12 protein-coding genes and 1 pseudogene are annotated in these 11,725 nt (G+C 70.3%); 5 read left to right on the top strand and 8 right to left on the bottom strand.

The features are described 5' to 3' along the window. Positions 1-67: 67 nt before the first annotated feature. The 4 genes from mptB to ABT078_RS32270 all read right to left on the bottom strand — a co-directional run bounded on the left by mptB (position 68) and on the right by ABT078_RS32270 (position 4,088). Positions 68-1,513: a polyprenol phosphomannose-dependent alpha 1,6 mannosyltransferase MptB gene (mptB, locus tag ABT078_RS32285; protein ID WP_351234043.1), complete on the bottom strand. Its 1,446-nt coding sequence runs from the start codon at positions 1,511-1,513 to the stop codon at positions 68-70. 173 nt (positions 1,514-1,686) lie between these two features. Beyond that, positions 1,687-2,604: a peptidoglycan-binding domain-containing protein gene (locus tag ABT078_RS32280; RefSeq protein WP_351234041.1), complete on the bottom strand. Its 918-nt coding sequence runs from the start codon at positions 2,602-2,604 to the stop codon at positions 1,687-1,689. 33 nt (positions 2,605-2,637) lie between these two features. Further along, positions 2,638-3,549 carry a penicillin-insensitive murein endopeptidase gene (locus ABT078_RS32275; protein WP_351234039.1) on the bottom strand — a complete coding sequence of 304 codons (912 nt, stop codon included), beginning with the start codon at positions 3,547-3,549 and terminating at the stop codon, positions 2,638-2,640. Between the two features lie 170 nt (positions 3,550-3,719). Further along, entirely contained in the window at positions 3,720-4,088 is a 369-nt protein-coding gene (locus ABT078_RS32270) for a hypothetical protein (RefSeq protein ID WP_351234037.1), read from the bottom strand. Positions 4,089-4,706: 618 nt separating this feature from the next. Between ABT078_RS32270 and ABT078_RS32265 the strand changes: the two genes are divergently transcribed. Beyond that, on the top strand, positions 4,707-5,099 hold the full coding sequence (locus tag ABT078_RS32265; RefSeq protein ID WP_351234035.1) for a hypothetical protein: 393 nt from the start codon (positions 4,707-4,709) through the stop codon (positions 5,097-5,099). 494 nt (positions 5,100-5,593) lie between these two features. Here ABT078_RS32265 and ABT078_RS32260 read toward each other — a convergent pair whose 3' ends face one another. After that, on the bottom strand, positions 5,594-6,157 hold the full coding sequence (locus ABT078_RS32260; RefSeq protein ID WP_351234033.1) for a hypothetical protein: 564 nt from the start codon (positions 6,155-6,157) through the stop codon (positions 5,594-5,596). Between the two features lie 768 nt (positions 6,158-6,925). Here ABT078_RS32260 and ABT078_RS32255 point away from each other — a divergent pair. Then, complete coding sequence (locus ABT078_RS32255; RefSeq protein WP_351234031.1) at positions 6,926-7,282, top strand: hypothetical protein; 357 nt, start codon at positions 6,926-6,928, stop codon at positions 7,280-7,282. Here the strand turns inward: ABT078_RS32255 and ABT078_RS32250 are convergent. Then, positions 7,261-7,722, bottom strand: a complete 462-nt coding sequence (locus tag ABT078_RS32250) for an ATP-binding protein (protein ID WP_351234029.1) — start codon at positions 7,720-7,722, stop codon at positions 7,261-7,263. The two genes, ABT078_RS32255 and ABT078_RS32250, sit on opposite strands and share 22 nt — an antisense overlap. A 102-nt stretch (positions 7,723-7,824) precedes the next feature. Between ABT078_RS32250 and ABT078_RS32245 the strand changes: the two genes are divergently transcribed. Both ABT078_RS32245 and ABT078_RS32240 read left to right on the top strand, forming a co-directional pair. After that, positions 7,825-8,619, top strand: a complete 795-nt coding sequence (locus ABT078_RS32245) for a helix-turn-helix domain-containing protein (protein ID WP_351234027.1) — start codon at positions 7,825-7,827, stop codon at positions 8,617-8,619. Next, positions 8,616-8,825, top strand: coding sequence for a DUF397 domain-containing protein (locus ABT078_RS32240; RefSeq protein WP_351234025.1), 210 nt, complete (start codon positions 8,616-8,618; stop codon positions 8,823-8,825). Before ABT078_RS32245 ends, ABT078_RS32240 begins: the two co-directional genes overlap by 4 nt. Before the next feature lie 383 nt (positions 8,826-9,208). On the opposite strand, the gene ABT078_RS32235 is transcribed toward ABT078_RS32240, so the two are convergent. Continuing rightward, positions 9,209-9,523, bottom strand: a complete 315-nt coding sequence (locus ABT078_RS32235; RefSeq protein WP_351234023.1) for a helix-turn-helix domain-containing protein — start codon at positions 9,521-9,523, stop codon at positions 9,209-9,211. Then, positions 9,520-9,906, bottom strand: a pseudogene (locus tag ABT078_RS32230) (type II toxin-antitoxin system RelE/ParE family toxin). Before ABT078_RS32230 ends, ABT078_RS32235 begins: the two are co-directional and overlap by 4 nt. 330 nt (positions 9,907-10,236) lie before the next feature. On the opposite strand from ABT078_RS32230, the gene ABT078_RS32225 reads away from it, so the two are divergent. Beyond that, positions 10,237-11,604: a cytochrome P450 gene (locus tag ABT078_RS32225; protein ID WP_351234021.1), complete on the top strand. Its 1,368-nt coding sequence runs from the start codon at positions 10,237-10,239 to the stop codon at positions 11,602-11,604. The last annotated feature ends 121 nt before the right edge of the window (positions 11,605-11,725 follow it).

Below are 11,725 nucleotides of genomic sequence, written 5' to 3'. Positions count from 1 at the left end.
GGCCGCCGGCCAGGACCACGGCCTGCGTCGGATACGTATGCATACGGGCACGATAAGCGGTGCCCCTTCACGGGCAGCGAGGCAGCGCCGTCACCGCGGTCGCGGCCGCGACCGCGGCGAGCGCGAAACCGTAGGGCGGGGTGTGGCCCGAGGGCTGGGTCTCGTACACGAGGGCCGCCGAGAGAACCATCAGGATCCGGACAACACGGCTGTTTCCCGATGCAGTCGCGGCAGCGACCGTCGCCATTCCCCACAGCAGGTACCACGGCTGCACCATCGGCGAGAGCGCGACGAGCGCCAGCAGGGACAGGCCCAGGCCGTACACGGGATGGAGCCTCCCGCGCAGGGAGCGGTACGCCAGGAAGGCGATCACCGCGAGGGCGGCGGCGAGACCCAGCGTCTGGGCCAGGCTCTTGACCGCCGCCGGGTCGACCTCTCCGAGGAGCAGGCGTGCCGCGTGCCCGGCCGCGAGACCGAGGTCGCTGGTGAGGGAGAGCGGGGTGTGGACCGTCGCGGCGACGCTCTGCGTGTGCAGCCAGCCGAAGCCGGTACCGCTCAGCACGGTGGTCGCGGCTGCGACCGTGGCGGCGATCAGCCCGGGGCCGAGGACGCCCTTCGCCGCGCGCAGGACGAGTGACCGCCCCCGGCCGGTGTCGCGGATGACGATCACGCCGATGAAGAGCAGGGCGACCGCGGCAGGGGACTTGATCATCATCGCGAGAGCGACAACCGCGCTGCCGAGCAGCCACCGCCCGCGCAGCGCGCAGACGACGCCGGTCAGCATGAGGCCGATCATCAGCCCGTCGTTGTGCATACCGCCCACGACATGTGTCAGCAGCAGCGGGTTGAGCGCCGCCAGCCACAGCGCGCGGTCCTCACCGACGCCGCACTCCACCGCCAAGTGCCGCACCGACCAGGCAATCAGGACAAGTGCCGCCACCGCGATCAGCCGCATCCCGAACACGGCCGGCACGATCACCCCGCCCGTCGCCCAGGTCACGCCCTTAGCGAGCAGCAGGAAGACCGGGCCGTACGGCGCGGGCGTATCGGTCCAGTTGCCGCCCACGCTCGCCGCGGCGTCGGCGCCGAGCGAGCCGGGGCCGAGGGCCGAAGGCCCGTGCGCGTAGACGTCATGGCCCTCGAGGACCATCGCGCCCTGGGCGATGTAGCTGTACACGTCGGCGCTGAACAGCGGCGGCGCGAGGACCAGCGGCGCGGCCCACCAGCCGAGGGTGACGAGGACGTCGCGCGCCCCTCCCGCCTCCCCGGGCCCCGTCGCCTTCTTCTCGACGAACTGCCGGCCGTACGCCCACCAGGACAGGACCAGCAGGGTCAGCCCCGCGTACGCCAGTACGGCGGCGGCGACCGTCACCCCGTGCCCGTACGGGGTCCAGAGGCCCCACGGCTCACGCGCGGGCAGCGCACCGGACGCGAGACCGCCCACGGCGATCGCCAGCGAGCCGGCGGCTCCGGTCCGCCGCGGCCCGGCCTTGGTCAGCCTCAGCACCCACATGAGCAGTCAGTTCATCCCCACCCGGTTCCCACGGATTGCCGAGCCTACAGTGGCCGCCCCGGAGCCCGCCCCGAAGGAACCGACCCCGTCGCGCGCCTGGGGCCCGTCGGAGAGCCGGCCCTCGTCCGAGGGCCGGCCCCGAAGGGACCGGCCCCGGTCGGCCGCGGGCCTCACTACTCCCAGGCGCAGTGGACGTGGTTGCCCTCGTCGATGGCCTCGGTGGCCCCGTACGCCCGGCAGGCGCTGACGAACGTGCCGTTGCTGACGGACATGTTGTCCGCGTCGAACGCGATGCCCCTGTAGTGGTTGGAGTTGGTCGAGTGGTCACCGCCGGCGATCTCGGTGATCAGGAAGGTGTAGCCCCGCTCGGTGGCCAGCTTGAGCATGCCGTTGAGCATGGCCGTCGAGAGCCAGACCTCGCGCTCGCCGACGTCGCTGTAGTTGCTGGTCTCGGCGGTGGTGCCGTTCTTGGTGTCGGTGATGTTGGCCTGGGCCGTGGAGTCGTTGTCGACGATTCCGCTGACGTGGTAGGTCAGGAGCGAGATCTTGGCGTTGGCGTCGATGGACGCGGCGAGCTGGGCACGGGTGCTGCCGCCTCCGCCGCCGGAGCCGCCGACCAGGGCGTTCCAGGTGTTCGGGCCGACGATGCCGTCGGCGGTGAGGCCGTGCTTGGCCTGGAAGTCCTTGGCCGCGTTGGTCGACGCGGGCCCGAAGGCCCCGTCGACGGCGAGCCCGTAGCCGTACCGGTTCAGCTGGGTCTGAGCGGCCTTGGCGGCGCTGCCCGAGCTGCCGTTCTGGACCGTGACGACCAGCTTGGGCCAGGTCAGCGGGCCGACCGAGCCGTCGGGGCTGAGGCCGTTGGCGCTCTGGAAGGACACGACCTTGGCCTCGGTGGCGGGTCCGAACTGTCCGTCGGCGGTGGTGGCGTACCCGCGGTGGGTGAGCAGATGCTGGATGGTGGTCACCTGCGGTCCGCTGTCACCGTTGGCGACGACGGGCCAGGTGGCGGCCGATGCGGTGTTCGGTCCGAGCAGTACGGCGACCATCGCGGCGAGGACCGCGGCGATCAGCATCGGGAAACGTCTGCGCATGACTCTCCTTCACGGCGTGGGGAACGGGGCGGGTCAGCGGTAGCGGATGTGCAGGTGGTTGTCGTGGTTCGGGTACTGCGTGGTGAGGCCCTCGGAGATGAGCGTGGGGTCGTTGAAGAAGATCAGGTCGATGTGTCCGGGTGCCGCGGCGCGGATCGCCTGGACGAGCTGACGCGTCGCGGCGCGGTCGTAGGTGGCCGACTGCCAGGTGATCCGGCCCGCCGTGCACTGGGCGGAGTCGGTGCGGACCGGCCAGATGTCGATGTCGAGGCCGACCTCGTGGCTCGCGTGACCCGGGATGTCGCCGCCGTGCTCCCAGCTTGCGTCGCCCATCGGCACCCTGCCGTTGCCGGTCGAGGCGAAGGAGGAGGTGGCGGCTTCGAGCTGCGCGGCGGCCGCGGCGGTGGCCCAGTTCGCGGAGGCGTTGCCGTCCGGGTTCTGGTCGCACATGTTGGCGGCGAAGTTGACGAGTTCGTAGTGCCAGACGAGGTTGCGCCAGGTGTCGGGGCCGACGACGCCGTCCGCGGAGATGCCGGCGTGGCTCTGGAAGTTCCTCACCGCGGTCGCGGTGGCGGGCCCGAAGTCGCCGTCCACGGTGAGACCCGCGGAACGCTTGGCGTTGAGCAGGTACTGGACGGCCTTCACCGCGGGCCCGTTGTCGCCCTGGCGTACGGTGACGACGAGCTTGCCCCAGGTGGCGGGGCCGACGAAACCGTCCGCGGCAAGGCCCTTGGAGCTCTGGAACGACTTGACGGCGGCGGCCGTGCCCGAGCCGAAGACGCCGTCGGTGGACACCGTGTGGCCGTGTGCGCCCAGCAGATGCTGGATGGCGACGACATCGCTGCCGCGGTTGCCCGAGCTCTGCGTGGGGAAGGCGGCGCCGGCGAACGCCTGGGCGGGCGCGCCGCCTTGGACCAGCAGCGCCATGACTATGGAAAGGAACATGACAATCCGAGTGGCCTGCTGTCGCAGGCCGGATGATCGGAACATGATGCGAGCCCTCTCGTGGTGGACCTCGTGGTCGTGGACCTCGTGGACCTCGTGGACCTCGTGGCGGACATCGGGTCGGACGGGTGGTGCGGCGGCGCCGAGACGCCACCCGGCGTGAATTGCTTTCACGGAACCGGCCGGGCGAAACGTAATCCGTGACGCCACTCCAACTCACGGATGTGCGGGAGCAGTGTCCGCTGCAGCCCGAGGATCTCTTCCCGGTGTGACGCCTGCAAGGCCGTCCGGCGGCCGATGCGCAACGGTTCCCGTACGACCTCGACCGCAGCCATGCACGCGGCGTACGCCGCCCCCAGCCCTCGGTCGGCACGGGCCGCCGCGTCCGCGTCCGCGATGCCCTGGACCGTGCGGTCGACCAGCGCGAAGAAGCCGTCCTCGTCGGGAACTTCGACGCCGTACCGCGCAAGGCAGCCCGGAACGGACCGCAGCGCCTCACGGGCCTCGGGTCGTCCCGCACGGCGGAGACCTCGGGCCACCACTTCGACTGCAGGGGAGCGTAGAGGTCCTCGAACTCCCTGGTGGCGGCGTGGGCCTCGTCCGCGCAGCGCCGCTGCGCCGCCGGGTCCTTGCTTGCGGCCCCCCGGTGCCGGTGACTCCGCGTCCGGCATGGCCGGGACGCTCAGGGTGGGACCGCACCGCCCGATGAATCCGACGTCGGGGAGGTCGAACCAGCCGATGTACGCCGGCGGAGGAACCTCCGGGAGCCCGACGCCCTCCCGCTCAGCTCACTCCCGCAGCCGGAGCGAGGGCCACGCACGAGGCGGCACCCGCCGGCGCGAGGACGCCTGCGGTCCGTGTGGTCGTGCGGATGCGACGCACAGCGCAACTCCGTGTGTGCGACGGACGGTTCACGGACGACCGGGCGTGGATCAGGGCTGCCGGTCCAGGCCGAATCCTGGTCGCATCATGGCGGGATTCACCTGTCCCACGGCGCAGTCGGGACAGCCATGGGACGAACTCTCCCTCGATGTAGGGCGTGACATGGCGTGACCGTGCTCGTGTCTCAGGGCGCCGAGGAGATGCGGGGGACGCATTGGGACGGTGCGGCAGCTGTTGCGAGAGGGCCGAAAGGAGATCCAAGTGGCCCCTACGGCGTGATCTCGGTCATCTGCGCGCCGACCACGGACACGCAGGTCTACGGCAACACGATCGTCACCGACGAGCCGAACACGCCCCTCGTGTCCGACAACGGCCCGACGGGCGTGACCTTCCGCAACAACATCTTCGTTGGCGCGACGGGCGGTTCCCCGATCAACGGCACCCGGAGCGTCTACGAGAACAACCTGTACCGGCGCACGTCCCAGCCCCGCGACGCATCCGGCCTGACCGTCGACCCGCTGTTCGCCTCCGCCTCCCCGTCCGCCCCCACGCGACGTCCGCCTGCGCCCGGGCTCCCCGGCACTCGGCGCGGGCGTCCCGGTCGCCGACGGGATCACCCGGGACTACTTCGGCAACCCGACCCCGCCGAACGTGGGCGCGGACCATGACCGTTAGCCCTTCGGCCCCTTGCTTCCGGCCCCTGCCTCACAGCACACCACCCGTACCGCCCGGCCGCCGATGTTCGCTTCCCTCCCAGCGGCCGGGCCCTGTGCGCGGCCTGCGCCAGGTGTTCCCGTTCGGGTGAGCGAAGAACGACCCTCGTCCCGGTGGCGGCACCCCGCGCTCGCGAAAGGCCCGGCTCCACGTCTCGTGTGTCGTGCCTGCGCGGCAGTGGCGCGGCCCCGGGCTCGGGCAGCAGCACGCCGAGGGACTTCTGGATCCGGCGGGCGCGGAGTGGCATGCCCGGCCCGCTCGGCCGGCGCCCTGCCGTTCTTGCGGCCCAGGTCTGCCAGAAGTCCCTCGACGACATCAGTGCACGGTGCCCGCGGCCCCGGCCGGGCGAGGAGAGCGAAGCGCCTCCCCGGTCGACCGCCCACAGTGATCAGCGGCCTTCATCGCCCACCGGATCGCCGCTCAGCACGCTGGATGCCTGTCTTGTGCCCTACTGGGGGCAGTAGACCTCGTCCTTGAAGAAGTAGCAGCCCGGAATGTTCTTGACTGCCTTCGGCCCGTTCATGTCCGTGGCCTTCCGCTTCTTGCCCCACTCCCCCTTGTCCCCCTTGTCGCGGGCCACCTCTGCGTGGTCGTCCTCTTCACGACGCTGCTCGCGGGCCTCCTCCTCTTCCTCCTCCTCTTCACGACGCTGCTCGCGGGCCTCCTCCTCTTCCTCCTCTTCGCGACGCTGCTCGCGGGCCTCCTCCTCTTCCTCCTCTTCGCGACGCTGGTCGCGGGCCTCCTCCTCGTCGTCCTCATCGCGACGCTTGTCGCGAGCCTCCTCCTCGTCCTCCTCATCGCGACGCTGGTCGCGAGCCTCCTCCTCGTCGTCCTCATCGCGACGCTTGTCGCGAGCGTCCTCGTCGTCGTCGTAGCTGCTGGATGCGACGTGCGTCCGGTGCTCAGCCGCGGATATCGCATTCGGGGCGGCTATCGCATTCGCGACGGGTGCAGTAAGGGCGAGGAGCCCCGCGACGGTGGCGGAGGCGAACAGGGTGCGAGCAGCACGCATGAGACGTCTTCCTTTCGACGCAACTGCGCTGGCTGACACGTCGTCGGCTCTTCGGATCGCAGTGGCGTCGTGATCACCGTCCGTCGGATCGCGGCTCCGCACCACTGCGGAGCCTGGCACCCGAGCGACATCCTGGGCTCTTCGAGTGACGGCGAAGGCCGGCCGGAGACACGCTGGGGACGGGCAACCGCAGGAGGTGGGGGCACTGCTCTCGTCCACGAGTCGGGGGTCCGCCGGTCGCCATCGCGACGGCCACAGAGCGGCCGTCACAGCCTCCTGAGCTGCGGGCTCTTGCCCCACGGGTCGTGTTCCGCGGGACTCCGGCGGCCCCCTCGTACCGTGGATGTCGCCACCGCCTGTAGGGCTGCGCCCGGGGTGGGCGGCGCCCGGCGTGCATACGCAAAATGGGTGTCATTGAGCCGGGGAGAGGGGCGACTGCCCGGTCGGGTGAGGCCACGTCCGCTTGGCCGTATGCCAGGCGGCTGCCGAGAGGTGGGCTGGTTGCTCTTTGGCGGCGTGAGCGCCGTTTCGCAAAACCCGGTAGACGACATCGCGCCGGAAAGAGCTGGTGTCTGCCTTCGCTTCTGCCTCGTGGCCACTGAAGCGACACCCTGCTCCTGAAGCAAGGCGTCGACCCTTCGTGATCAAGGAACTCATCGGCCACGCCCGGCCGGGCGGCACATCGCTCGTGTCGGACACCTCGACGCGGAGGGCTTCGTCCCGCAGCTCGCATCGCGTCCAGACGTCACGCCCCGGCGGGACTCGGGCGTGGCGGAAGGCGTTGGCGACGAGTTCGCTGAGGAGATCGAGGACTCGACCGTGCGCCACGTCGACCGCACCGGTATCGGCACCTCCTCCACCTGGGGCCGCAGGGCCGAGCACCCGAACGGCCCCGGCACCAGCTGGGAGGCGATCACCGGGCTGCGCATCCAGTGCAACAAGGTCCACGACGTGGGCGGCGACGGCATCGTCGTCCAGACGGCAAAGGGCGCACTGGTCGAGCACACCCACGTGAACGGCTTCAACCGCACGCACGCGGTGGTGATCGCGTACGAGACGGGCGTGCTGGTACCGGCAGGCGGCACGTTCAGGGACACTCCGCGTCATCCCCAGGGCCCGCTCTGAGACGCAGCAGACGGCCTCGGTGGTCGAAGACCAAGCCGAGCTCCGGGCACGACCGACATCTCGAACCACACCGTCTTGCCGAACCCGCACGCCCGGGGATGCGCACCCCACGCGTCGGCAAGCGCTGCCACGAGCGCGAGACCGCGGCCCGACTCGTCGTCGGGTGCGGCCTCGCGCGGGCGCGGGAGCACATCGCTCGCGTCGGACACCTCGACGCGGAGGGTTCCGTCCCGCAACTCGCACCGTGTCCAGACTTCACGCCCCGGCGGGACCCGGGCGTGGCGGCAGGCGTTGGCGACCAGCTCGCTGACGAGCAGCACGGCCGTGTCGGTCGTGTCGTCCGGGAGCTTCCATTGCTTCGCCTGCTCGGCCAGGAACGCGCGGGCGCGGCCTGCGCTGCGGGGGTGGCGGGGCAGCCGCCACACGATGTGCTGATTCATGGCTCATACGCTGCTGGCGCGGCTATAGCCTCATGAAGTAACGACGTGGGTACGCAGGGTGGTTGTACCTGCGGCGTACCGACCGGGGGAAGGGGCAGACCCGTGACGGAAACCTGGCGCTACTGCGGGAACCAGATCAAGCTCTGGCGCACCGAAGCGGGCATCAGCCGGGAGGACCTCGGCAAAGAGGCCAACTACGAGTACGAGACCGTCAAGTCGATGGAGCAGGGCCGCCGCAAGCCCACCATCCGGCTGCTCCGGGTCGCGGACCAGATGTGCGGGGCGAGTGGGAAACTGCTGGCGGCGCAGGAGTACTTGCGGCCGGAGCCGTTTCCGGCGCGGTCGCAGGAGTACATGGCGATCGAGGCGGAGGCGATCGCGCTCCACTGGTACGAGCCACTGCTGATCCCTGGCCTGCTGCAGACCGAGGAGTACGCCCGGGAACTGATCAGCGAGAGCTGCCCGCCGCTGGACGACGAGACAGTGGACGAGCGCGTACGGGCCCGCATGGAGCGGCAGGAGGCGCTGGCCCGCAGGACCAGCGTTCCATTCTGCTTCGTGCTGTACGAGGCGTCACTCCGGACCTTGGTGGGCGGCGCGTCGGCGATGCGGCGACAGCTCAAACGTCTGCTTTCAGCACGTGAGTTGCGCAACGTGTCGATCCAGGTGCTGCCTATGGGGCGATGCAGCGGCTTGGCGCTGATCGGTCCGATGGTTCTGTTGGAGACCGCTGACCACGAGCACTATGCATACGTCGAAGGTCAGACAACGAGTGCGCTCTACGCCGATCCCGACAAGATCAGTGAACTGACCCAGCGGCATGGCAGGATCCGCATGCACGCCCTCTGCGTCGAGGATTCGTCGGAGTTCATCAGGAAGGTGGCCGGAGAGCTATGAGCGAGCAACTCGTGTGGTTCAAATCCAGCTTTAGCGACGACCAGGGCGGTGCGTGCATCGAAGTCGCCACCTGCCCCCACACCGTCCACGTCCGCGACTCCAAGCTCGGCGACGGAGCCACCAGCCCCCGCTTCGCCGTCGCCGCCCCCGCCTGGACCGCCTTCGTGACCGAGATCCGGGATTCGGGAGCCGAGCGCCTTATGTAAGGAATAGGTGGTGGGTCCTACCCACCCACCCTCCCAAGTGCCGCCCCCACCACGGGAGCGGCTGCAACCGCCGCCACACGTACGTCTGTTGGCGTCGAATGCATTGCTGCCTGGTCGCCGTGTTCACGACCGCAGCACCGCACGCTCGTCGAATGCACGGATGCGGCGGGCCGGGCACCCCACCGGCCCGGGGCCGGACCGGTACCGACCGTCCTACTGAGATCCCGCAGCCGCTCCTGCCGGATCTGGCCGGGCAGGCGCGCGGACGGTGATCGCCGGGCGGAATCGGCATCGACCGATCCACCTCCGTCGCCGAGTCGGGGAGTCATGACAGTCACCGGCACGGAGACACCCGACGACGGAAACCGGGGCAGAGCGGCTCGTCAGGCGGCTTCGTGGTGTGGGGTGAGCTCGATGGTCAGGTCAGCATCGAGGGCGCGGGCCAGGCGGCGCAGGAGGGGGATGGTGGGCATGGTGCCGCCGCCTTCGATCCGGGAGATCTGCGGCTGCTTCATGCCGCAGCGCTCGGCGAGCTCCGCCTGCGACAACCCGAGGGCGGTGCGCCGGTCGTAGACCAACTGACCGAGGTCATGGGCCAGCTCAGCCTCCTCGTACAGGCGGTCGTACTCGGCGTTGTCTTCGACCGCTTCGCCGAGGAGCTTGCGCTGGCGACGGGTCTTCCACTCGGCGTGGTTCATCGCAATTCCTCCTTGATGTGGCGGCTGTAGATCTCGTGTTCGGCGGCAGGCTCATGGCTCTGCTCGCACAGAACCTGGGCGGCTTGGGCACGTTCCACCTCGGCCGTCTCGCGCATATTGGTCTTACGGAAGACCGTCAGCAGCACGACCCGGCAGCCGAGGGCAAGCCATTAGGTGATGCGTTGCGCATTGCCGTCGAGATCGAAACGTAACTCGCGGAGCTTGCCCCCAAGATGGCGGCTGTAGGGCTCGCCGAGGGTGGTGGCGTTCTCGGCGAGACGGTCTACCTTCTGCTCGGCTATGACGTAGTGGTGGGCGGGAAGACTCTCCAGCCAGAGGCGCACCTCGGGCTCGATCTCGATCGTGTACCGCTCACCGCGCATAGCATCGATGCTATATGGCACGGGTGCTATGTGCCAACAGGTGGCCCGATTCGGTCAGCATGCTGCCCGCGCGGGGTGGGGCGGCCTTGAGCCGGGGTCCCGCCCAGGGTAGGCCGGCCTCGTGCCCGGGGGCGTGTGCCGGGTGCCGCTGGAGCCGGAGGAAGTACGGCGCAGGGTGGCGGCGCTCAGGGGTGTGCTCTCGCAGTTCCGGTACCGGACCGGTACCGGGATTTCTCCCGTGCGGATCTGACCGAGCAGGCACGCGGACGGTGATCGCCGGGCAGAATCGGCATCGACCACTGCACGACCTTCGCCGTCTCAGGGGGAGTCATGACAGCCACCGACACGAAGATTCCCGGACCCGCCGGCCTGCCGTTGCTGGGCTCGATGTTCGATCTCAAGCGGGACTCGCTCGGTACGTATCTGAACGCACGGCGCGCCTACGGTGATGTCGTCCGCTTCACGGCCGGCCCGCCCGGGCTGCGCGCGGAGCTGTACGCGGTGTTCTCCGCGGAGGGTGCACAGCAAGTGCTGGCGACCGAGTCGGCCAACTTCCGCAAGGACAACACCTTCTACCAGGAGGTCCGGGAGTCCTTCGGCAACGGACTGCTGACCAGCCAGGACGAGGACTACCTCCGGCAGCGACGGCTCGTACAGCCGCTCTTCACCCGCCGCCGGGTCGACAGGTACGCCGCTGCTGTCACCGACGAGACCACCGCGCTGCTCGCCAACTGGCGCACCGCGCCGGGCGCCACGGTCGACGTCGTCGACGAGATGACCGGACTGACGCTGCGCGCCGTGGCGCGCATCCTGTTCGGAACGGACGTCGAGGCGGCCGTTCCCGTCGTGGAGCGCTGCTTCCCGGTGATCGGGAACTACACACTCCGCCGCGGGTACTCGCCGGCCAATCCGCCCCGCCACTGGCCGACTCCCGCCAACCGCAGAGCCGCCTCCGCGACCGCGGAGCTGTACGCGGTGTGCGACCGGATCATCGAACGGCGGCGCGCCGAGGGCGACGCGGCCCAGAGCGACGACCTGCTGACCCTGCTCGCGCAGGCCGGGAGTGCCGAGGACGGCAGCCTCGACGCGTCCGAGATCCGCGACCAGGTACTGGTCTTCCTGCTCGCCGGGCACGAGACGACGGCCACCTCGCTGGCGTTCGCCCTGCATCTGCTGGCCCGCCATCCCGAGCAGCAGGAGCGGGCGAGGGCGGAGGCCGTGCACGTCCTGTCCGGGCGGGTCCCGGAGGCGTACGACCTCGACGCGCTCCCCTACCTCGCGCGCGTGCTGAAGGAGGCCATGCGGCTGTATCCCGCGGGCCCGGTCATCGGCCGCCAGGCCGTCGCCGCCGCCGAGATCGAGGGGCACACGATCCCGGCCGGCGCGGATGTGATCGTGGCGCCGTGGGTGACGCACCGGCATCCGCGGTACTGGGACGACCCGGAACGCTTCGACCCCGACCGCTTCACCGCCGACCGGGAGAAGGAGCGGCCCCGGTATGCGTGGTTCCCCTTCGGCGGCGGGCCACGGGCGTGCATCGGCCAGCACTTCTCCATGCTGGAGTCCGTGCTCGCGCTCTCGATGGTCCTGCGGGCCTACGAACTGCGGGCCGTGGACGTGGACGTCCCCGTCGACACGGGCATCACCCTGCGGGCGGCCGGCCCGGCGCGCGTCAGGCTGAGGCCGCTGGGCGGGTGAGCCGGGAGGGGGCGCCTGTCGGCGGCCCGCGTGCTCGACAATGCACGGCGGGCCCGGCGTGTCCGTCCTCGAACGCCGGACGGGCGACGTGGCCCCGGTTCACGCCGCGCGGGCGGAACTG

The sequence above is a fragment of the Streptomyces sp. NPDC002133 genome, assembly GCF_040296405.1.
Lineage (GTDB): Bacteria > Actinomycetota > Actinomycetes > Streptomycetales > Streptomycetaceae > Streptomyces.
This window is presented reverse-complemented; position numbering and strand designations above follow the sequence as displayed.

Bases quoted from the DNA above. Each gene is read 5' to 3' on its own strand.
- ABT078_RS32250 (WP_351234029.1), bottom strand. From the start codon at position 7,722: ATGAATCAGCACATCGTGTGGCGGCTGCCCCGCCACCCCCGCAGCGCA.
- ABT078_RS32225 (WP_351234021.1), top strand. From the start codon at position 10,237: ATGACAGCCACCGACACGAAGATTCCCGGACCCGCCGGCCTGCCGTTG.
- mptB (WP_351234043.1), bottom strand. From the start codon at position 1,513: ATGTGGGTGCTGAGGCTGACCAAGGCCGGGCCGCGGCGGACCGGAGCC.
- ABT078_RS32240 (WP_351234025.1), top strand. From the start codon at position 8,616: ATGAGCGAGCAACTCGTGTGGTTCAAATCCAGCTTTAGCGACGACCAG.
- ABT078_RS32280 (WP_351234041.1), bottom strand. From the start codon at position 2,604: ATGCGCAGACGTTTCCCGATGCTGATCGCCGCGGTCCTCGCCGCGATG.
- ABT078_RS32235 (WP_351234023.1), bottom strand. From the start codon at position 9,523: ATGAACCACGCCGAGTGGAAGACCCGTCGCCAGCGCAAGCTCCTCGGC.
- ABT078_RS32260 (WP_351234033.1), bottom strand. From the start codon at position 6,157: ATGCGTGCTGCTCGCACCCTGTTCGCCTCCGCCACCGTCGCGGGGCTC.
- ABT078_RS32275 (WP_351234039.1), bottom strand. From the start codon at position 3,549: ATGTTCCTTTCCATAGTCATGGCGCTGCTGGTCCAAGGCGGCGCGCCC.